Source organism: Ferrovibrio terrae, assembly GCF_007197755.1.
Lineage (GTDB): Bacteria > Pseudomonadota > Alphaproteobacteria > Ferrovibrionales > Ferrovibrionaceae > Ferrovibrio > Ferrovibrio terrae.
This window is the reverse complement of record NZ_CP041636.1, coordinates 3608663-3630074: the sequence shown is the minus strand read 5'-3', so window position 1 is coordinate 3630074 and position 21412 is coordinate 3608663. Positions and strand designations below refer to the sequence as shown.

Sequence of the window (21412 nt, the reverse complement as noted above, 5' to 3'; positions counted from 1 at the left end):
GGACATGACCGACAGCAAGGCGATCTTGCGCGAACAGGAACAGAGCCTGCGGGACCTGGCCGACCATCTGGCTGCCGGTCTCGGCGCCGATCTGCTCGACACGAATATCGCGCTGGGCGAACTGACCATCCGCGTGCCGGCCGCGCGCATCGTGCAGGTGCTGACCTTCCTGCGCGACGACGGCAACTGCCAGTTCGCCGAACTGGTCGACATTACCGGCCTGGACTGGCCGGAACGCGCCAAGCGTTTCGACATCGTCTATCACCTGCTGAGCCTGAAACTGAACCAGCGCGTGCGCATCAAGGCGGAAACCGACGAAGAGACGCCGGTGCCGTCGGCTGTTGGCGTTTACTCCGCTGCCAACTGGTACGAGCGCGAGACCTGGGACATGTACGGCGTGATGTTCTCCGGCCATCCGGACCTGCGCCGTATCCTGTCGGATTACGGTTTCGAAGGGCATCCGCTGCGCAAGGATTTCCCGCTCACCGGTTATGTCGAAGTGCGTTATGACGAGTCGCAGAAGCGCGTGATCTACGAGCCCGTGCAGCTGCAGCAGGAGTTCCGCCGCTTCGATTTCATGAGCCCGTGGGAAGGCGCGAAATACGTGCTGCCGGGCGACGAAAAGGCCGAGGGGCAGAAGTAACATGGCCGAAGTATCCATTGCCAACTACATGGTCAACTTCGGGCCGCAGCATCCCGCGGCCCACGGCGTGCTGCGCCTTGTCATGGAACTCGACGGCGAGATCGTCGAGCGCTGCGATCCGCATATCGGCCTGCTGCATCGCGGCACCGAGAAGCTGATCGAGCACAAGACCTATCTGCAGGCGGTGCCGTATTTCGACCGCCTCGATTACGTCGCGCCGATGAACCAGGAGCATGCCTTTGCTCTGGCCACCGAGCGCCTGCTCGGCCTGGAAGTGCCGGCGCGCGGCCAGGCCGTGCGCGTGCTGTTCGCCGAGATCGGCCGTCTGCTCAATCACCTGCTGAACGTGACGACTCATGCTCTCGATTGCGGCGCGATGACGCCGGCGCTCTGGGGCTTCGAGGAACGCGAGAAGCTGATGGAATTCTACGAGCGTGTTTCCGGCGCGCGCATGCATGCGGCCTATTTCCGCCCCGGTGGCGTGCACCAGGACATGCCCAAGGGCATGGACGAGGATATCGTCAATTACCTGCCGCGCATGCTGAAGGTGATCGAGGATATCGAAGGCCTGCTGACCGAGAACCGCATCTATCGCCAGCGCAACGTCGATATTGGCGTGATCAGCGGCAAGGATGCGATCGACTGGGGCTTTTCCGGCGTGATGCTGCGCGGGTCTGGCATTGCCTGGGATCTGCGCAAGTCGCAGCCGTATGACGGCTACGAGCAGTATGACTTCGACCTGCCAGTGGGCAAGAACGGCGACTGTTTCGACCGGTATCTCTGCCGCATCGAAGAGATGCGCCAGAGCGCGCGCATCATCGAGCAGGTGATCGAGAAAATGCCGACCGGACCGATTGCGTCCGATGATCGCAAGGTTGTGCCGCCGAAGCGCGGCGAGATGAAGAAGTCGATGGAAGCACTGATCCATCACTTCAAGCTCTACACCGAAGGCTATCGCGTGCCCGAAGGCGAGGCTTATGCCGCCGTTGAAGCGCCGAAGGGCGAGTTCGGCGTGTATCTGGTGTCGGACGGCTCGAACAAGCCGTATCGCTGCCGTATCCGCGCGCCGGGTTTCCCGCATCTGCAGGCCACGGATTTCATGTCGAAGGGTTACATGCTGGCTGACGCCGTCTCCATCGTCGGCAACATGGACGTTGTGTTCGGGGAGATCGATCGATGAGCGGCGTTCATATCGCACCGCCCGAGCAGCAGCCGGCCAGCTTCGCCTTCACGGCGGAAAACCTGGCGCTGGCCAAGACGCATATCGCCAAGTATCCGGCTGGCCGTCAGCGCAGTGCGGTGATGCCGCTGCTGGATATCGCGCAGCGCCAGCACGACAACTGGGTGCCGCAGGCCGCGATCCGCTATATCGCCGAAATGCTCGACGTGCCGGTGATCAAAGTGCTGGAAGTCGCCAGCTTCTACACGATGTACAACCTGGCGCCCGTGGGTACGCATTTCGTGCAGGTCTGCACCACGACGCCGTGCTGGCTCGCCGGCTCGGACAAGGTGCTGAGCGCTTGCAAGAAGCATCTCGGCCTCAATCCGGGCGAGACCTCGGCCGATGGCAAGTTCACCGTGATCGAGGTGGAATGCCTCGGCGCCTGCGTGAATGCGCCGATGCTGCAGTATAACGACGACTTCTTCGAGGACCTCGACGAAGAGAGCACCGGCCGCATCCTCGAAGCGCTGAAGCGCGGCGAGACGCCGAAGCCCGGCCCGCAGAACGGCCGCCTGTCGTCGGAGCCGCTCGGCGGCGCCACCACGTTGACCACTTTCAATCCCGCGGCTTCGGCCGGCGGGAATGACGACTGAGGCGGAGCCGGCACATGCTTCAGGATAAAGACCGCATCTTCACCAATCTCTACGGCCAGCAGTCGTGGCGCCTTGAGGCTGCCCGCAAGCGTGGTGACTGGGACAACACCAAGGCCATTCTCGACAAGGGCCAGGACTGGATCATCGACGAGATGAAGAAGTCCGGCCTGCGCGGTCGCGGTGGCGCCGGCTTCCCGACCGGCATGAAGTGGTCCTTCATGCCCAAGCAGTCCGACGGCCGACCGTCGTATCTCGTCGTCAATGCCGACGAGGGCGAGCCGGGCACATGCAAGGACCGCGACATGATGCGGCACGATCCGCACAAGCTGGTCGAAGGCTGCCTCGTCGCCGGCTTCGCCATGCGCGCGGTCGCCGCCTACATCTATATCCGCGGTGAATTCTTCCGCGAGGCCGAGAACCTGCAGGGCGCGATCGACGAAGCCTATGCCGCCGGCCTGATCGGCAAGAATGCCTGCGGCTCGGGTTTTGATTTCGACGTCTATATCCATCGCGGCGCCGGCGCCTACATCTGCGGCGAAGAAACCGCGCTGATTGAAAGCCTGGAAGGCAAGAAAGGCCAGCCGCGCCTCAAGCCGCCGTTCCCGGCCAATATGGGCGTCTGGGGTTGCCCGACCACGGTGAACAACGTGGAGAGTATCGCGGTCGCGCCAACCATCCTGCGTCGCGGTGGCGAGTGGTTCGCCGGCATCGGCCGTCCGAACAACACCGGCACCAAGGTCTTCTGCATTTCCGGCCATGTGAACAAGCCGTGCAATGTCGAAGAAGAGATGGGCATTCCGCTGAAAGAGCTGATCGAGAAGCATGCCGGTGGCGTGCGCGGCGGCTGGGATAATCTGCTTGCGATCATTCCGGGCGGCTCGTCGGTTCCGCTGCTGCCCAAGTCGATCTGCGACGACGTGCTGATGGATTTCGATAGCCTGCGCGCACAGCGTTCGGGCCTCGGCACCGCCGCCGTGATCGTGATGGACAAGAGCACCGACGTGGTGCGCGCCATCGCGCGCCTGTCGAAGTTCTACAAGCATGAATCCTGCGGCCAGTGCACGCCGTGCCGTGAAGGCACCGGCTGGATGTGGCGCGTGATGGAGCGTCTCGTGCAGGGCAGGGCCGAGAAGCGCGAAATCGACATGCTGCTGGAAGTCACCACGCAGGTGGAAGGCCACACGATCTGCGCGCTCGGCGATGCCGCGGCCTGGCCGATCCAGGGCCTGATCCGGCATTTCCGCGGCGAGATCGAACGTCGCATCGACGCATATCATACGGGTTCGCCGGTTCTGCCGGCGGCAGCCGAGTAGGCGGGGGAAGGCTTAGAAATGCCCACGTTGACCATCGACGGCATCCAGGTAACGGTCGAGCCCGGCACCACCGTGCTGCAGGCCTGTGAACTGGCCGGCAAGGAAATCCCGCGCTTCTGCTATCACGAACGCCTCACCATCGCCGGCAACTGCCGCATGTGCCTGGTCGAGCAGGAGAAGGCGCCGAAGCCGATTGCTTCCTGTGCCATGCCCGCCGCCGACAACATGGTGATCAAGACCGACACGCCGCTGGTGAAGAAGGCCCGCGAAGGCGTGATGGAATTCCTGCTGATCAATCACCCGCTGGATTGCCCGATCTGCGACCAGGGTGGCGAATGCGACCTGCAGGATCAGTCGATGGGCTATGGCAAGGGCTCTTCTCGTTACGACGAGAACAAGCGCGCCGTCACCGACAAGTATATGGGTCCGCTGATCGAAACGGTGATGACCCGGTGCATCCAGTGCACCCGCTGCATCCGCTTCGCGCAGGAAGTCGCCGGCGTGCCGGAACTCGGCGCCATCGGTCGCGGCGAGGATATGCAGATCACCACCTATCTCGAGCAGGCGATGACGTCGGAACTGTCCGGCAACGTGATCGACCTCTGCCCGGTCGGTGCGCTGACCTCCAAGCCCTATGCCTTCACGGCACGCGCCTGGGAACTGCGCAAGACCGAAAGCATCGACGCGATGGACGCCGTTGGCGCCAATATCCGCGTCGATGTGCGCGGCCGCGAAGTGATGCGCGTGCTGCCGCGTCTGAACGAGGACGTTAACGAAGAGTGGCTCTCCGACAAGAGTCGCTTCGCCTATGACGGCCTGCGCAACCGCCGCCTCGACCGGCCGTATGTTCGCAAGAACGGCAAGCTGCAGGAAGCCACCTGGGCCGAAGCCTTCGCCGCCATCGCTGTCAACGTGAAGGGCCTGCAGGGCAACCAGATCGCCGCCATCGCTGGCGACATGGCCTGCGGTGAAAGCATGACCGCGCTGAAGGACCTGATGGGCAAGCTGGGTTCGACCAATCTGGACTGCCGCCAGGATGGCGCGCAGATCGACCCGTCGAACCGCGCCGGCTATCTGTTCAACAGCGGTATTGCCGGCATCGACGAGGCCGACGCCATCCTGATCGTCGGCAGCAATCCGCGCCGCGAAGCCGCCCTGATCAATGCGCGCCTGCGCAAGCGCTATCTCACCGGCAAGGTGAAGATCGCCCTGATCGGCGCCGAGCAGCCACAACTGACCTACAAATATGATTATCTCGGCGCTGGCGCTGCGACGCTGAAGGACATCGCCGAAGGCCGTCATGCTTTTGCCGAAGTGCTGAAGGGCGCGCAGAAGCCGATGCTGATCCTCGGCCAGGGCGCGATCGCCCGCGCCGATGGTGCCGCCGTGCTGGCGCTGGCGAAGCAGGTTGCCGACAGCCTCGGCCTCGTGAAGGATGGCTGGAACGGCTTCAACATGCTGCATACGGCTGCAAGCCGCGTCGGCGCGCTCGATCTCGGTTTTGTGCCGGGGCAGGGTGGTAAAGATGTCGCCGGCATTCTGGCCAGCGCGCAGTCGGGCGAGATCAAGACGGTCTGGCTGCTGGGGGCCGATGAGATCGACACCAGCAAGCTCGGTTCTGCTTTCGTGATCTATCAGGGCAGCCATGGCGATGTCGGCGCAAAGCGCGCCGACGTGATCCTGCCAGGCGCTGCTTACGTCGAGAAGGACGCCACCTGGGTCAATACCGAGGGCCGCGTTCAGCTTGGCCGTCGCGCCGCGGCGCCTCCGGGCGATGCCCGCGAGGACTGGTCGATCATCCGCGCCGTGTCCGAGCCGCTCGGTCACAAGCTGCCCTATGACAATCTGGGCATGCTGCGTCGTCGCATGCTGGAACTCGCGCCGCATTTCTCCGGCGTCGACAAACTCGCCACTGCGGCCTGGGGCGCCTTTGGCGCGGCCGGCAGCGTCACTGATGCGCCGTTCGCCTCCACCGTGGCTGATTTCTTCCTGACCAATCCGATTGCCCGCGCGTCCGCGACCATGGCCGAATGTTCGGCGCTGGCGCGTGGCGCCGCCCAGCCGAAGACGGGTACCCATGACTGAGTCTCTCTGGCAAACCCTCTGGACCGGCTACGTCTTCCCGGGCGGGCTGATCCTTGCCCATATCCTGATGCTGACGGTGCCGCTGCTGATCGCTGTGGCCTATCTGACGCTGATGGAGCGCAAGGTGCTGGCGGCGATGTCGCTGCGCATGGGCCCGAACGTGGTCGGCGCCTTCGGTCTGCTGCAGCCGTTCGCCGACGCCGCCAAGCTGATCTTCAAGGAAACCATCATCCCGTCGGGCGCGAACAAGTTCCTGTTCATCGCCGCGCCCTGCATCACCTTCATCCTGGCGCTGATCGCCTGGGCGGTGATCCCGGTCGCTGACGGCTGGGTGATCGCCAACATCAATGTGGGCGTGCTGTATCTCTTCGCCATCTCCTCGCTGGGCGTCTACGGCATCATCATCGCCGGCTGGTCGTCGAATTCGCGCTACGCTTTCCTCGGCGCGCTGCGCTCCTCGGCGCAGATGGTGTCCTACGAAGTCTCGATGGGCCTCGTCATCATCACCGTGCTGCTCTGCGTCGGGTCGCTGAACCTGAGCGCCATCGTGAATGCGCAGAAGACGGTGTGGTTCGCCTTGCCGCTCTTCCCGATGTTTATCGTCTTCTTCATCTCGGCGCTGGCCGAGACCAACCGGCATCCCTTCGATCTGCCGGAAGCCGAAGCCGAACTGGTCGCCGGCTACCAGGTCGAATATTCGTCGATGGCCTTTGCGCTGTTCTTCCTCGGCGAATACGCGAACATGATCCTGATGTCGGGCATGACCACGATCCTGTTCCTTGGCGGCTGGCTGCCGCCCTTCGATGTCGCGCCGTTCAACTGGATTCCGGGCATCGTCTGGTTCTGCCTGAAGATCTTCGTGCTGCTGTTCGTCTTCATCTGGGTGCGCGCCACCGTGCCGCGCTACCGCTACGACCAGCTGATGCGTCTGGGCTGGAAAGTGTTCCTGCCGTTCTCGCTGTTGTGGGTGGTGTTGACCGCGGGCTTCCTGCTCGCCTTCGACCTGCTCCCGAAAGGTGTCTGAGCCATGGCTTTGCTCGATCGCGGTGCACGCTCGATCTTCCTCTGGGAAGTGGTGAAAGGCCTGGGCCTGACCTTTGCCTATATGTTCAAGCCACGCGCCACGCTGAACTATCCGTATGAAAAAGGCCCGCTGAGCCCGCGCTTCCGCGGCGAACATGCGCTGCGCCGCTATGCCAATGGCGAAGAGCGCTGCATCGCCTGCAAGCTCTGCGAGGCGATCTGCCCGGCCCAGGCCATCACCATCGAGGCCGAGCCGCGCGATGACGGTTCGCGTCGCACCACGCGCTACGACATCGACATGACCAAGTGCATCTATTGCGGCTTCTGCCAGGAAGCCTGCCCGGTCGATGCCATTGTCGAGGGGCCGAATTTTGAATTCGCCACCGAGACGCGTGAAGAACTGTTTTACGACAAGGACAAGCTGCTCGCGAATGGCGAGCGCTGGGAATACGAGATTTCGCGGAACATCGCCGCGGACGCGCCGTATCGATGAGCGCGCCGCAGGCGAGGGGGTAAACGATGATTATCCAGGCTCTGGCCTTCTACCTGTTCGCAGCCATCACCGTGGCCTCCGGCTTCATGGTGATTGCGTCGCGCAATCCTGTGCACAGCGTGCTGTTCCTGATCCTGGCCTTCTTCAATGCGGCCGGTCTGTTCGTGCTGATGGGCGCGGAATTCCTCGGCATGCTGCTGGTGATTGTCTATGTCGGCGCCGTGGCGGTGCTGTTCCTGTTCGTGGTGATGATGCTCGACATCAACTTCGTCGAACTGCGCCAGGGCTTCCTGCAGTATCTGCCGGTTGGCGGCATGATCGGCATCGTGCTGCTGATCGAACTGGCCATGGTGCTGGGTGGCTGGGTGATCGCGCCCGAGGCGCGCTCGGTCGCAGCCGATCCGATCCCGGCACTCGACAAGGTCACCAACACCCATGCGCTGGGTGCGGTGCTCTACACCAAGTACATCTATCTGTTCCAGGGCGCCGGCCTGATCCTGCTGGTCGCCATGATCGGCGCCATCGTGCTGACGCTCCGCTCGCGCCCCGGCGTGCGGCGCCAGAGCATTTCCGAGCAGGTCAATCGCCCGCGCGACGAAGCGGTGGCGATCCGTAAGGTCGAGCCGAGGAAGGGAATCTGACCATGACCATCGGCCTCGGACATTATCTGACGGTTGCCGCGATCCTGTTCACACTCGGGATCCTCGGCATCTTCCTGAACCGCAAGAACGTGATCGTCATCCTGATGTCGATCGAGCTGATGCTGCTCGCCGTCAACATCAACCTGGTGGCGTTCTCCACCCACCTGAACGATCTGGTCGGCCAGATATTCGCCCTGTTTGTACTGACGGTGGCGGCGGGTGAGGCGGCCATCGGCCTCGCGATCCTGGTTGTTTACTTCCGCAACCGCGGCACCATCGCGGTTGAAGATATCAATATGATGAAGGGCTGAGGCCAGCGATGACGATGTACCATCTGATCGTTTTCCTGCCGCTGCTGGCCGCCATTATTGCAGGCCTGTTCGGCCGCCGCATCGGCGACGTCGCCTCGATGGCCGTCACCTGCGTGGCGGTGATCATCTCGGCCGTGCTGTCCTGGGTTGCCTTCTATCTCGTGATCTCCAAGGGCATGGTCGTCACCGTCAAGGTGCTCGACTGGATCGATTCCGGCACCTTCAGCGTCGACTGGGCACTGAAGATCGACCAGCTCACCGCCGTGATGCTGGTGGTGGTCAACACCGTGTCGGCCGTCGTGCATGTCTATTCCGTCGGCTATATGAGCCACGATCCGCACCGCTCGCGCTTCTTCTCGTATCTGTCGCTGTTCACTTTCGCGATGCTGATGCTGATCACGGCGGACAACTTCGTGCAGCTCTACATGGGCTGGGAAGGCGTCGGCCTGGCCTCATATCTGCTGATCGGCTTCTGGTTCCACAAGCCCAGCGCCAATGCCGCCTCGATCAAGGCCTTCGTGGTCAACCGCGTCGGTGATTTCGGCTTCGCGCTCGGCATCATGGCGCTGTTCTTTGCCACTGGCAGCGTCACCTTCGAGGCTGTCTTCGCCGCTGCCCCTGATCTTGCCGGCAAGACCTTCCACTTCCTGTGGAAGGACTGGGACATCCTGACTGTCGCCACCTTCCTGCTGTTCCTCGGCGCCATGGGCAAGTCGGCCCAGCTCGGCCTGCACACCTGGCTGCCGGACGCCATGGAGGGCCCGACGCCTGTGTCGGCGCTGATCCATGCAGCCACCATGGTCACCGCCGGCGTCTTCATGGTCGCGCGCTGCTCGCCGCTGTTCGAATACGCACCGGATACACTGGCCTTCGTCACCGTGATCGGTGCCAGCACGGCCTTCTTCGCCGCGACGGTTGGTCTTGCGCAGAACGACATCAAGCGCGTGATCGCCTATTCGACCTGCTCGCAGCTCGGCTACATGTTCTTCGCGCTGGGCGTCTCGGCCTATCCGGCCGCGATCTTCCACCTGTTCACGCATGCCTTCTTCAAGGCCCTGCTGTTCCTGGGCGCCGGCTCGGTGATCCATGCCGTCGATGGCGAGCAGGACATGCGCCGCATGGGCGGGCTGTGGAAGCACATCAAGATCACCTACGCGATGATGTGGATCGGCAGCCTCGCGCTGGCCGGCTTCCCGATCTTCGCCGGCTATTACTCCAAAGACATGATCCTCGAAGTGGCCTATGCCGCTGGCGGGGTAGGGCAGTATGCCTACATCATGGGTATGGCCGCCGCGATCCTGACCGCCTTCTACTCCTGGCGCCTGCTGTTCATGACCTTCCATGGCAAGCCGCGCGCCGATCATCACGTGATGGAACACGTGCATGAAAGTCCGATGGTCATGCTGATCCCGCTGTTCGTGCTGGCCACCGGTGCGGTCCTGGCCGGTATCGTCTTCTACGACGGCTTCGTCGGCCATCACTGGAAGGAATTCTGGGGCAGCTCGATCCTGATCCTGGAAAATCACAAGGCGATGGACGAGGCGCATCATGTGCCGTTCCTCGTCAAGGTCGGCCCGATCATCGTCGGCGTCATCGGCATCTTCATCGCCTGGATCGCCTATATCCGCGACACCAGCCTGCCGGGCCGGACCGCCGCGCAGCACCACATGCTGTACAGCTTCCTGCTCAACAAGTGGTATTTCGACGAGCTGTATGACCGCGTCTTCGTGCGCCCGACCTTCTGGCTCGGCAATCTGCTGTGGAAGGGCGGGGACGGCAAGATCATCGACGGCCTCGGCCCGGATGGGCTGGCCGCCACGGTCGTGCGTCTGGCCAGGCGCGCCTCGATCCTGCAGTCCGGTTATGTCTATCACTATGCCTTCGCCATGCTGATCGGCGTGGCGGTGCTGGTGACCTACTTCTTCAGTGCGATGGGGCACTAATCCGATGTCGAGCATGCCCTTGCTGTCGATCGTCACCTTCCTGCCGCTGGTCGGTGCCGCCTTCATCTTCCTGGCGCGCGGCCCGGAGGAGATCGTGGCCCGCAACGCCCGTTCGGTGGCGCTGTGGACCACCACGATCACCTTCCTGGTGTCGCTGCTGATCTGGCTGAACTTCGACAACTCGACCGCGACCTTCCAGTTCGTCGAGAAGGGCGAGTGGATCGGCGCCGGCATCAACTATCATATGGGCGTCGATGGCATTTCCATGCTGTTCGTCATCCTGACCACTTTCCTGATGCCTTTCTGCATCCTGGCCAGCTGGGAAGCCATCGAACATCGCGTCAAGGAATACATGATCGCCTTCCTGGTCATGGAAACCCTGATGGTCGGCGTGTTCTGCGCGCTCGATCTGGTGCTGTTCTACCTGCTGTTCGAAGCCGGCCTGATCCCGATGTTCCTGATCATCGGCATCTGGGGCGGCAAGCGCCGCATTTATGCCAGCTTCAAGTTCTTCCTCTACACGCTGCTCGGCTCGGTGCTGCTGCTGCTCGCGCTGCTGTACATGTATTTCACCGCTGGCACGACCGATATCCCGAGCCTGATGAAGACCGGCCTGTTCTCGGCCCAGGCGCAGACCTGGCTGTGGCTCGCCTTCTTCGCATCCTTCGCGGTGAAGATGCCGATGTGGCCGGTGCATACCTGGCTGCCGGACGCACACGTTGAAGCGCCGACCGCCGGTTCAGTGATCCTGGCCGCCGTGCTGCTGAAGATGGGCGGCTACGGCTTCCTGCGCTTCTCACTGCCAATGTTCCCGATTGCCTCGGAATACTTCGCGCCCTTCGTCTTCGCGCTTAGCGTGATCGCCATCGTCTACGCCTCGATCGTGGCGCTGGTGCAGGAGGACATGAAAAAGCTGATCGCCTATTCCTCGGTGGCGCATATGGGCTTCGTCACCATGGGTATCTTCGCGCTCAACACGCAGGGCATTGAAGGCGCGATCTTCCAGATGCTCAGCCACGGCATTATCTCCGGCGCGTTGTTCCTCTGCGTCGGCGTGGTCTACGACCGCCTGCATACCCGCGAGATCGCGCGCTATGGCGGCCTGGCCAACAACATGCCGAAATACGCCGTGATCTTCATGCTGTTCACCATGGCCAATGTCGGCCTGCCGGGCACCGGCGGTTTCGTTGGCGAGCTGCTGACGCTGGTCGGCGCCTTCCAGGCCAACACCTGGGTCGCGCTGATCGCCACCAGCGGCGTGATCTTTGCCGCGGCTTACGCGCTGTATCTCTACCGTCGCGTTGTTTTCGGCGAGCTGACCAAGGCCGACCTCAAGGCGATGACCGACCTGTCGCCGCGTGAGATCGCCATCTTTGCACCGCTGGTGATCATGACGCTGTGGATGGGTATTTACCCGGCGCCGTTCTTCGATGTGATGGCCGCCTCGGTCAAGCATCTGCTCGACCAGCACCAGACTGCGATGGCCGCCGCGAAGGCGATGGCCACCGCTGCTCGCTAGGAGTTTAGATCGTGACCCTGCCCGCACTCGCGCCTGCCTATCCGGAACTCTGGCTTGCGCTCTCGGCCATGGCGCTGCTGATGTTCGGCGTCTTCCGTGGCGATGGCTCCACCCGCATGGTGTCGTGGCTTGCCGTGCTGGTGCTTCTGATCGCGGTGGCGCTGGTTGCCATGCAGCCGGCCGGTTCGGTTCTCACCTTCGGCGGGCTGTTCGTCTCTGACGGCTTCGGCCGCTTCGCCAAGGTTCTGATCCTGCTCGGTTCAGCCTTCTCGATCATCCTGTCGCTTGGCTATAACCGCTACGAACGCATGGAGCGGTTCGAGTATCCCGTGCTGATCCTGCTGGCCAGCACCGGCATGATGATGATGGTCTCGGCCAACGACCTGATCGCGCTCTATCTTGGTCTCGAGCTGCAGTCGCTGTCGCTGTATGTGCTGGCTGCCTTCAAGCGCGATTCCGGCCGCGCCACCGAAGCCGGCCTGAAGTATTTCGTGCTCGGCGCGCTGTCGTCGGGCATGCTGCTCTACGGCGCCTCGATGATCTACGGCTTCGCCGGCTCGACCAGCTTCACCCAGATCGCGGTGGCGCTCGGCGGCCAGGCCTCGATCGGCCTGGTGGTCGGTATTGTTTTCCTGTCGGCGGGCCTCGCTTTCAAAGTCTCGGCCGTGCCCTTCCATATGTGGACGCCTGACGTCTATGAAGGCGCGCCGACCCCGGTGACGGCCTTCTTTGCCGTGGCGCCGAAGATTGCGGCCATGGCGCTGTTCGTGCGCGCGATCCTGACGCCGTTCGGCGAGGTCGCCCATGAATGGCAGCAGATCATCATCGTGGTCAGCACGTTGTCGATGCTGCTCGGCGCTTTCGCCGCCATCGCGCAGACCAACATCAAGCGCCTGATGGCCTATTCGTCCATCGGCCATGTCGGCTATGCCCTGATCGGCCTCGCGGCCGGGACGGAAGAGGGCGTGCGCGGCATCCTGATCTATCTGGCGATCTATCTCGCCATGAATGTCGGGACGTTTGCCTGCATTCTCTGCATGCGCCAGAAAGACCAGATGGTCGAGGGCGTCAGCGATCTGGCCGGCCTGGCCAAGACCCATCCGGGCATGGCGCTGTTGCTGGCCGGCTTCATGTTCTCGCTTGCCGGCGTGCCGCCGCTGGCCGGCTTCTTCGGCAAGTTCTACATCTTCATGTCCGCCATTAACGCTGGCCTCTATACGCTGGCGGTGATCGGCGTGCTGAGCTCGGTGGTCGGCGCTTACTACTACCTGCGCATCGTCAAGATCATGTATTTCGACGAAGCCTCCGAGCCGCTGGCCAAGCCGGTGCGTGGCGAACTGGGCGCGGTGATGACCGTGACCGGGCTGTTCACCATGCTGTTCTTCATCTGGCCGGCACCGCTGCTCAGCATGGCGGCCACAGCCGCCCGCTCGCTGTTCCCGTAAGCCGTACGGTTCCCTGGCATGGTGGCCTGGCCAATCCTATGAAGTGGGATGTCCAGGTCTTCGACAGCGTCGACAGCACCAATGAGGAAGTCCGCCGCCAGGCTGAATCCGGTGCTGTGGAAGGCCTCGCGGTGCTGGCGAAACAGCAGACCGCTGGTCGCGGCCGCCGTGGCCGTGCTTGGGACTCGCCGCCGGGCAATCTCTTTCTCTCACTACTGCTGAGACCGAAGGTAACTCCGGCCGAAGCCGCCACGCTGTCCTTCCTGACAGCTGTGGCGTTGCTTGAGGCGCTCGACCTCGCGTCGGTGCCGGCGACGCTGACCTGCAAATGGCCGAACGACGTGTTGGTCAACGGCGCCAAGATCGCCGGCATCCTGCTCGAATCCCGCACTGGCCCGGATGGTGCGCTGGGCTGGGTCACGGTCGGTATCGGCGTCAACCTCGCCTGGCACCCTGAGGGAACGCCGTATCCGGTCACGTCGCTGGCGGCTCATGGCATCACTGTGACACCGGAGGACTTCGCCCCGTGGCTGCTGGCGCGCTACGGCTACTGGTATGGTCGCTGGCAGGTCGAAGGCTTCGCCCCGGTGCGCACCGCCTGGCTGGCGCGGGCGCAGGGGCTGGGGCAGCCCGTGGTGGTGCGACTGCCTGACAGTGAACTGCAGGGGCGGTTTGTCGCGCTGGATGATGGCGGCGCGCTTCTGCTGGAATTGCCTGACGGCCGCAGGCAGACTGTCACGGCCGGCGACGTGTTCCCGGCCGGCTGAAAAGGACGCGCCATGCTGCTCGCCATCAATGCCAACAACACCAATGTGAAATTCGGTGTCATCGACGGCGACCGGATTGTCGGCGAATGGCGCCAGCATACCTCGGCCATGCGCACCGCCGACGAACATGCGGTCTGGCTGCTGCAGCTGATGCAGCTTGAAGGCATCGACCCGAAGCAGATTACCGCCGCCATCCTCGCCAGCGTGGTGCCGCAGGCGACCTTCAACCTGCGCCGGCTCTGCACCCGCTACTTCAGCACCGAGCCGCTGGTACTGGGCGAGCCGAATGTGAAATACGGCGTGCAGATCAAGGGGCAGGGCGCCGGCGCCGACCGCATCTGCAATACGGTCGGCGCTTCCGTCATGTTCCCGAAGACGGCGATGATCATCGTCGATTTCGGCACGGCGACGACCTTCGATGTGGTCGACGAGGAGGGGGCCTATTGCGGCGGCGTGATTGCGCCGGGTATCAACCTGTCCATCGAGGCGCTGGTCAATGCCACGGCCCTGCTGCCAAGGATCGTTGTCGAGAAACCGAAAAGCGTGATCGGCGTGAATACCGTGGCCTGCATGCATTCCGGCGTGTTCTACGGCTATGTCGGGCTGATCGAGGGCATCGTCGCCCGCATCCGGGGTGAGTTCGGCCGGCCGATGCGGGTGATCTCCACCGGCGGTCTCGCGCCGGTCTTCGACGGCGCCACCGACGTGATCGAGAAGATCGTGCCCGATATCACCGTGCGCGGCCTGATCGAGATTTACCGCCGCAGCATGCAGCAATAGGCCCTGATGTCAGAACGCCTCGACAAGGACAGCCTGTATTTCCTTCCCCTCGGCGGGGTGAACGAAATCGGCATGAACCTGAACCTGTATGGCTACGGGGATCAGTGGATCATGGTCGATCTCGGCACCAGCTTTGCCGACGAGGGCATGCCGGGCGTCGACATGGTGGTGCCCGATGTGGCCTGGATTGCTGGCCGGCGCGAGAAGCTGCTGGGGCTGATCCTCACCCATGCCCATGAAGACCATCTCGGCGCGATCAGCCATTGCTGGGAGGAGCTGCAATGCCCGGTCTGGGCTACCGGCTTTGCCGCCAGCGTGCTGCGGCGCAAGCTGGAAGAGAAGGGCATGGTCGATGACGTGCCGGTGCATATCTACCAGCCGGGCGATTTGATCGAACTGGGCCCGTTCAGGATCCGCTCGATGAACATCACGCATTCGACGCCGGAGAGTCAGGCGCTGGCCATCGAGACGCCGCGTGGCACCGTGCTGCATACCGGCGACTGGAAGCTGGATCCGCGCCCGATGCTGGGGCCCCAGACCGAGATCGAAACGCTGCGCAGCTATGGCGACAAGGGCGTGCTGGCGCTGGTCTGTGACAGTACCAATGTGTTCAGTCGCGGCACGTCTGGTTCGGAAGGCGAGGTGCATGACGCGTTGCTGCCGCTGCTGAGGGACAAGACCGGCCGCATCGCGATCACCACGTTTTCGTCAAATCTGGCGCGGCTGGAAAGCCTGTTCCTGGTGGCCAAGGATCTCGGCCGCCATGTCTGCCTGATCGGCCGCTCGCTGCACCGGTTCATGGCGGCGGCGCAGGAGAACGGCTATCTGAAGCATGTCCCCAACCAGGTGGATGAGCGCGAGGCCGGCTTCCTGCCGCGCGACAAAATTCTCTACATCTGCACCGGCTGTCAGGGCGAGCCGCGCGGCGCCATGGCGCGCATTGCGTTTGGCAGCCATCCGCATGTGGTGATGTCGCCCCGGGATACCGTGGTGTTTTCCTCCAAGATCATTCCGGGCAACGAGCGCACGCTGTTCAGGCTGCACAATGAACTGGTCAGCCGCGGCATCGAGGTGATCACCGAGAAGGATGCCTTCGTGCATGTGTCGGGCCATCCGTCGCGCGACGAACTGGCCGAGATGTATGCGCTGGTCCGGCCGCAGATCGCGGTGCCGGTGCATGGCGAACCGCGTCATCTGGTGGAGCATGCGCGCTTCGCCCAGAGCCTGCAGGTGCCGCATGGCATCGTGCCGCGCAACGGCGACCTGATCCGGCTGGCGCCGGGCGAACCCGATGTGGTGGAGCAGGTGCCGGCGGGGCGTCTGGCGATCGACGGCGACGAGTTGATCCCGCTGCAGGGCGGGACGCTGGGCGTGCGGCGCAAGCTCGCTTTCAACGGTGCTGCCGCAGTGACGCTCGTGGTCGACGATCGCGGCAAGCTGCTGGCCGATCCGCAGGTGATGCTGGCCGGCGTGGTGAATTTCGAGATCGAGGATATCGAGGACGAGATCGCCGAGGAGATCGCCGACGCCATCGACAGTCTGAAATCGTCGCGCGACGACGCGGCGCTGGAGCAGGCCGCCGTCAAGGCGATGCGCAGCTACCTGCGCAGCCTGACCGGCCGCAAGCCGATCTGCCAGGTGCAGATCGTGCGGATGCCGTAAGGTAAGTCTTTACACCGGTGCGGCTTTTCGTCCGCTTGCCGGCAGGCTTTTTCGCCCCCATATTGCAGTGCAGAAACGCCAGCAGGGAATCCCGTCCATGATCGGTCGCCTCAACCACGTTGCCATCGCGGTCCCCGACCTCGCCGCCGCTGCCGCCATGTATGCCGATACGCTCGGCGCCAAGGTGTCAGCGCCGCTGGCGCAGCCCGATCACGGCGTCACGGTCGTCTTCGTCGAGCTGCCCAACACCAAGATCGAGCTGCTGCATCCGCTGGGTGAGGGCTCGACCATTGCCAAGTTCCTCGCCAACAACCCGTCGGGCGGCATGCATCATGTCTGCTACGAGGTCGAAGACATCATTGCTGCACGCGACAAGCTGAAACAGCAGGGTGCGCGTGTGCTGGGCGACGGCGAGCCGAAGATCGGCGCGCATGGCAAGCCCGTGCTGTTCCTGCATCCGAAGGATTTCGCCGGCACGCTGGTCGAGATCGAACAGGTCTGACGTCCCGGAGCAGTTTGCGTGACCTGGTACAACAATCTCGTCGCCTTCATGATGATCTATATGGTCATCCTGTTCTGCGTGCTGCCGATCGGCGTGAAGACGGCCGATGAGGCCGGCGAGGAGAAGCTGCCCGGACAGGCCGATTCCGCCCCGAGCAATCCGCGGCTGGGCTTCAAATTCTTGCTCTGCTTTGGCATCAGCAGCGTGATTTTCGGGATCTATTACGTGGTCGGCACTTACGACCTGCTCAACGTGCCGGGCCTGCTGGGCCGCGGCTGATCTGAGCTGCCCTCAAAAAGGGCTTCACCCTGAACGGGCGAAAATTGTCTCTACTTATAGGGGTAATTTTTACTGGGGGTAGCCACAAAAAGAAAAGGAGCAAGGACATGCCTCGCTCCGTACCCCGTCTCGCACGGGTAAGTTTAAGCCTCCCCAGACTTGGGCCGCCTGTTACCAAGCGGTTGCGTAATTTCTATACCGAATGATGAAAGCGTTGTCATCCAAAAAGTTATGGCCTCATAAGAGAATCGTAACAATGCCGCTGCATGCTGGGAAAATGCTCCGGATTCCGACCACCCTGCTGCTCGGTCTGCTGCTGCTACCTGCGGCAGTTCCGGCACAGACTGCCTCCCAGCCGGCCAAACCTCCGCAAAATGCCCCCGACTCGGCCCTCCCTGTGGTCGTGGCACTGGATGCCCAGGAATGCCGTCGCCTGCTGGCCCGGCAGAATATCCTGGTGCCGCATCAGCCCGCGCCGGATGTGAATTACCAGCCCGGCCGCGACGTCGACTCCCAGGGCCGCCCGATTGCCCCGGCCGATCTGCCGGGCAGCAATCCGCTGCCGCTCGACGGCATGATCCAGCTGCCGCTCACCATGCCGCTGTCGGGCCTGCCTGGCCTGTCGCAGGTGCCCACGGATATGAAGCGCGAATCCGGTCTGGCGATCGCCACGCTGGCCATCGATCCGATGAGCGGCAAGCTCGCCTTCAACGGCCAGCCGCTGCAGCCGCAGACCGAGGATGCCGTGGCCGTCGCCTGCCGCGACTATCTGGCCAGGGCCGGCCAGCCAAAGCGCTGACGCCTCCACAACTCCCGGGCCATTGCGACTGAGGGAGCAGGGCCTTAAAAACGCCCCATTACCCCGCCATCACCGCACGATAAATTCAGGAAATCCCACAATATGCGGCTCAGCAGCTACTTCCTGCCCGTTCTGAAGGAAAACCCCTCCGAGGCCCAGATCGTCAGCCACCGGTTGATGCTGCGGGCCGGCATGGTCCGGCAGAATGCCGCCGGCATCTACAGCTGGCTGCCGCTGGGCCATCGCGTGCTGAAGAAGATTGAGCAGATCGTGCGCGAGGAGCAGGACAATGCCGGCGCGCAGGAAATGCTGATGCCGACCATCCAGTCGGCCGAGCTGTGGCAGAAGAGCGGCCGTTACGAGGATTACGGCAAGGAGATGCTGCGCATCACCGACCGCCACGAGCGGCCTTTGCTGTACGGTCCGACCAACGAGGAAATGCTCACCGACATCGTGGCGAACGAGTGGAAGAGCTACCGCGACCTGCCGAAGATCCTCTACCACATCCAGTGGAAATTCCGCGACGAGGTGCGTCCGCGCTTTGGCGTCATGCGTGGCCGCGAATTCCTGATGAAGGATGCCTATTCCTTCGATCTCGACCAGGCCGCGGCACGTCGCTCGTATAACCGCATGTTCGTCGCCTACCTGCGCACTTACGCGCGCATGGGCCTGAAGGCGATCCCGATGCAGGCCGATACCGGGCCGATTGGCGGCGACCTGAGCCACGAGTTCATCGTGCTGGCCGAGACCGGCGAAAGCGGCGTGTTCTGCGACAAGGCGCTGATCGAGCGCGATGTGCTGGGCGAGGGCGTGGACTATAACGCCGACCTGCAGCCCATCGTCGACAGTTGGACCTCGCCCTATGCGGCCACCGACGAAAAGCACGACACGGCGCGGTTCGATGCACTCCCCCAGGAACGCCAGGTGGCGGCCCGCGGTATCGAGGTCGGCCATATCTTCTATTTCGGCACCAAGTATTCCAAGCCGATGGGCGCGGTGGTCTCCGGTCCAGGCGGCGAGCAGATCACGCTCGAGATGGGCTCCTACGGCATCGGCGTGTCGCGTCTGGTCGGCGCGATCATCGAGGCCAGTCATGACGACAACGGCATCATCTGGCCGATGAGCGTCGCGCCCTTCCATGTCGGTCTGATCAACCTCAAGGTTGGCGATGCCGACTGCGACAAGGCCAGCGACGACCTCTACGGCAAGCTGAAGGCGGCCGGACTGGACGTGCTGCTGGATGATCGCGACGAGCGCGCCGGCGCCAAGTTCGCCACCATGGACCTGATCGGCCTGCCCTGGCAGGTCACGGTCGGCCCGCGCGGCCTGAAGAGCGGCGTGGTCGAGATCAAGAACCGCAAAACCGGCGAGAAAGAGGAACTTTCCGTCGAAGCGGCGCTTAACAAGCTCTCTGCAGCCAAGGTCTGATTTAGGAAAACCATGCCCTTCTTCTCGCGTTTCGAATGGATGCTCGCCCTGCGGTATTTACGGGCGCGGCGGCAGGAGGGGTTCATCTCCGTGATCGCGGTGTTCAGCTTCCTCGGCATCATGCTGGGGGTTGCGACCCTGATCATTGTGATGAGCGTGATGAACGGCTTCCGCGCCGAACTGGTCGGCCGCATCCTCGGCCTGAACGGTCATCTGACCATCCAGTCCGATGCCGCGCCGGTGATCCGCGATTTCCAGTTCGTGGCTGATGCGGTGGGCAAGCTGCCCGGCGTGGTGACGGCGGTGCCGATCATCGAGGGCCAGGTGATGGCCACCACCGACCGCGGTGCCTCGGGCGTGATGATCCGCGGCGTGCGGCCGGAAGACCTTGCGAAAGAGAGCGCCATCGCCAAGGGTATCCGCGAGGGCAGCCTGCGTGATTTCCAGGGCGACGATGGCGCCGTGATCGGCCATCGTCTGGCACGCAAGCTGGGCCTGCGGGTCGGCGACCAGATCAGCATGATCTCGCCGCAGACCAATGCCACGCCCTTCGGCAGCGTGCCGCGCTCGGTGCGCTACAACGTTGTCGCGGTCTTCGATGTCGGCATGTTCGAGTATGACAGCGCCTTCGTCTATCTGCCGTTTGAAGCCGCCCAGATCTATTTCCGCCTGCAGAACCAGGCCTCGGCCGTGGAAGTGCGGCTGGTCGAACCGGACAAGGCGCGCGAAGCCGCCCGCATGATCAGCCAGCGGCTCGGACCCAGCTACCGCATGTATGACTGGCAGCAGGCGAACGCCCAGTTCGTCAGCGCGCTGCAGGTCGAGCGCAATGTCATGTTCCTGATCCTGACGCTGATCATCGTGGTGGCCGCCTTCAACATCATTTCCAGCATGATCATGCTGGTGAAGGACAAGACCCGCGACATCGCCATCCTTCGCACCATGGGCACGGCGCGCGGCACCGTGATGCGCGTCTTCGTCATCGCCGGGGCCAGCATCGGCGTGCTCGGCACGGCCTCGGGCTTCGCGCTCGGGCTGGCCTTCTGTCTCAATATCGAAAGCATCCGGCAGGCCCTGCAGGCGATGACCGGCTGGCAGCTGTTCCCGGCCGAAATCTATTTCCTGTCGCAGCTGCCGGCCAAGGTCGACAGCACCGAAGTCGTCTATGTCGTGGCGATGGGCCTGATCCTGACCCTGCTGGCCACGCTCTATCCGAGCTGGCGTGCCGCACGCCTCGATCCGGTGGAGGCGCTGCGTTATGAGTAACGGCGTTATGAGTGAGGCCGTCCTCGTTCTCGACAACGTCCAGCGCACCTTCAGCCAGGGTGGCGTCAATGTCGACGTGCTGCGCGGCGTCGATCTCACTGTGTCGCGCGGCGAGATCGTCGCGCTGCTCGGCCCCTCGGGCTCGGGCAAATCCACCCTGCTGCATATCGCCGGCCTGCTGGAGCAGCCGTCGTCCGGTCGCATCGTGATCGGCGGCCAGGATTGCAGCAGCATGAACGATGCCGAACGCACGCTGGTGCGCCGCGAGCGGCTCGGCTTCGTCTATCAGTATCACCACCTGCTGCCGGAATTCTCGGCCCTGGAAAATGCCGCCATGCCGCTGCGCGTGCGCGGGCAGGGGGCGGGGGCCGCAGCGCAGACCGCCGGCGACCTGCTAAAGCATCTCGGCCTCGGCCATCGCCTTGATCATCGCCCGGCGCGGCTGTCGGGCGGCGAGCAGCAGCGTGTGGCGATTGCCCGCGCGGTGGTCGGCAAGCCCGACCTGCTGCTGGCGGACGAGCCGACCGGCAATCTGGATGAGAAGACCGCCGAGATCGTGTTCGGCGAGATGACCTCTCTGGTGCGCAACAGTGGCATCGGCGCGCTGATCGCCACCCACAATCTAGATCTCGCCCGGCGCATGGACCGGGTCGTGACCCTGCACGAAGGCAAGCTGCAGGCGGCGTAAGCCACGAATA

At 63.4% G+C, this 21412-nt stretch carries 21 protein-coding genes; all 21 read left to right on the top strand.

The window, feature by feature from the left end; genetic code table 11:
- Positions 1–4: 4 nt before the first annotated feature.
- The 21 genes from FNB15_RS17745 (at position 5) to FNB15_RS17645 (ending at position 21402) form a co-directional block, all read left to right on the top strand.
- The gene (locus tag FNB15_RS17745; RefSeq protein ID WP_144257996.1) at positions 5–643 is read left to right on the top strand and encodes an NADH-quinone oxidoreductase subunit C; all 639 of its coding nucleotides are present in this window, start codon (positions 5–7) and stop codon (positions 641–643) included.
- A 1-nt stretch (position 644) separates the two neighbouring features.
- On the top strand, positions 645–1823 hold the full coding sequence (locus FNB15_RS17740) for an NADH-quinone oxidoreductase subunit D (RefSeq protein WP_144257995.1): 1179 nt from the start codon (positions 645–647) through the stop codon (positions 1821–1823).
- Entirely contained in the window at positions 1820–2458 is a 639-nt protein-coding gene (nuoE, locus tag FNB15_RS17735; RefSeq protein WP_144257994.1) for an NADH-quinone oxidoreductase subunit NuoE, read from the top strand. The genes FNB15_RS17740 and nuoE overlap by 4 nt, the downstream gene beginning before the upstream one ends.
- A 14-nt stretch (positions 2459–2472) precedes the next feature.
- A complete protein-coding gene (gene nuoF / locus FNB15_RS17730; protein ID WP_144257993.1) occupies positions 2473–3771 on the top strand; it encodes an NADH-quinone oxidoreductase subunit NuoF in 1299 nt (432 codons plus the stop codon).
- Positions 3772–3789: 18 nt separating this feature from the next.
- On the top strand, positions 3790–5856 hold the full coding sequence (gene nuoG, locus FNB15_RS17725) for an NADH-quinone oxidoreductase subunit NuoG (protein WP_144257992.1): 2067 nt from the start codon (positions 3790–3792) through the stop codon (positions 5854–5856).
- Entirely contained in the window at positions 5849–6880 is a 1032-nt protein-coding gene (nuoH, locus tag FNB15_RS17720; RefSeq protein WP_144257991.1) for an NADH-quinone oxidoreductase subunit NuoH, read from the top strand. The genes nuoG and nuoH overlap by 8 nt, the downstream gene beginning before the upstream one ends.
- A 3-nt stretch (positions 6881–6883) precedes the next feature.
- A complete protein-coding gene (nuoI, locus tag FNB15_RS17715; RefSeq protein WP_144257990.1) occupies positions 6884–7372 on the top strand; it encodes an NADH-quinone oxidoreductase subunit NuoI in 489 nt (162 codons plus the stop codon).
- Between the two features lie 26 nt (positions 7373–7398).
- The gene (locus FNB15_RS17710; protein ID WP_144257989.1) at positions 7399–8013 is read left to right on the top strand and encodes an NADH-quinone oxidoreductase subunit J; all 615 of its coding nucleotides are present in this window, start codon (positions 7399–7401) and stop codon (positions 8011–8013) included.
- Between the two features lie 2 nt (positions 8014–8015).
- Positions 8016–8324: an NADH-quinone oxidoreductase subunit NuoK gene (nuoK, locus tag FNB15_RS17705; RefSeq protein ID WP_144257988.1), complete on the top strand. Its 309-nt coding sequence runs from the start codon at positions 8016–8018 to the stop codon at positions 8322–8324.
- A 14-nt stretch (positions 8325–8338) separates the two neighbouring features.
- Entirely contained in the window at positions 8339–10267 is a 1929-nt protein-coding gene (nuoL, locus tag FNB15_RS17700; RefSeq protein WP_144258814.1) for an NADH-quinone oxidoreductase subunit L, read from the top strand.
- Positions 10268–10271: 4 nt separating this feature from the next.
- Positions 10272–11786: an NADH-quinone oxidoreductase subunit M gene (locus FNB15_RS17695; RefSeq protein ID WP_144257987.1), complete on the top strand. Its 1515-nt coding sequence runs from the start codon at positions 10272–10274 to the stop codon at positions 11784–11786.
- Between the two features lie 68 nt (positions 11787–11854).
- Complete coding sequence (gene nuoN / locus FNB15_RS17690) at positions 11855–13231, top strand: NADH-quinone oxidoreductase subunit NuoN (protein WP_246068874.1); 1377 nt, start codon at positions 11855–11857, stop codon at positions 13229–13231.
- 38 nt (positions 13232–13269) lie between these two features.
- The gene (locus FNB15_RS17685; RefSeq protein WP_144257985.1) at positions 13270–13998 is read left to right on the top strand and encodes a biotin--[acetyl-CoA-carboxylase] ligase; all 729 of its coding nucleotides are present in this window, start codon (positions 13270–13272) and stop codon (positions 13996–13998) included.
- A 12-nt stretch (positions 13999–14010) separates the two neighbouring features.
- On the top strand, positions 14011–14778 hold the full coding sequence (locus FNB15_RS17680) for a type III pantothenate kinase (protein WP_144257984.1): 768 nt from the start codon (positions 14011–14013) through the stop codon (positions 14776–14778).
- A gap of 6 nt (positions 14779–14784) precedes the next feature.
- Complete coding sequence (locus FNB15_RS17675; RefSeq protein WP_144257983.1) at positions 14785–16440, top strand: ribonuclease J; 1656 nt, start codon at positions 14785–14787, stop codon at positions 16438–16440.
- Positions 16441–16537: 97 nt separating this feature from the next.
- Entirely contained in the window at positions 16538–16942 is a 405-nt protein-coding gene (gene mce / locus FNB15_RS17670; protein WP_144257982.1) for a methylmalonyl-CoA epimerase, read from the top strand.
- Between the two features lie 18 nt (positions 16943–16960).
- Entirely contained in the window at positions 16961–17221 is a 261-nt protein-coding gene (locus FNB15_RS17665) for a DUF1467 family protein (RefSeq protein ID WP_221932673.1), read from the top strand.
- A 277-nt stretch (positions 17222–17498) separates the two neighbouring features.
- The gene (locus FNB15_RS17660) at positions 17499–18020 is read left to right on the top strand and encodes a hypothetical protein (RefSeq protein ID WP_144257981.1); all 522 of its coding nucleotides are present in this window, start codon (positions 17499–17501) and stop codon (positions 18018–18020) included.
- A 102-nt stretch (positions 18021–18122) separates the two neighbouring features.
- Positions 18123–19448 carry a proline--tRNA ligase gene (gene proS / locus FNB15_RS17655; RefSeq protein ID WP_144257980.1) on the top strand — a complete coding sequence of 442 codons (1326 nt, stop codon included), beginning with the start codon at positions 18123–18125 and terminating at the stop codon, positions 19446–19448.
- 12 nt (positions 19449–19460) lie between these two features.
- The gene (locus tag FNB15_RS17650) at positions 19461–20714 is read left to right on the top strand and encodes a lipoprotein-releasing ABC transporter permease subunit (protein WP_144257979.1); all 1254 of its coding nucleotides are present in this window, start codon (positions 19461–19463) and stop codon (positions 20712–20714) included.
- 7 nt (positions 20715–20721) lie between these two features.
- On the top strand, positions 20722–21402 hold the full coding sequence (locus tag FNB15_RS17645) for an ABC transporter ATP-binding protein (RefSeq protein ID WP_144257978.1): 681 nt from the start codon (positions 20722–20724) through the stop codon (positions 21400–21402).
- The last annotated feature ends 10 nt before the right edge of the window (positions 21403–21412 follow it).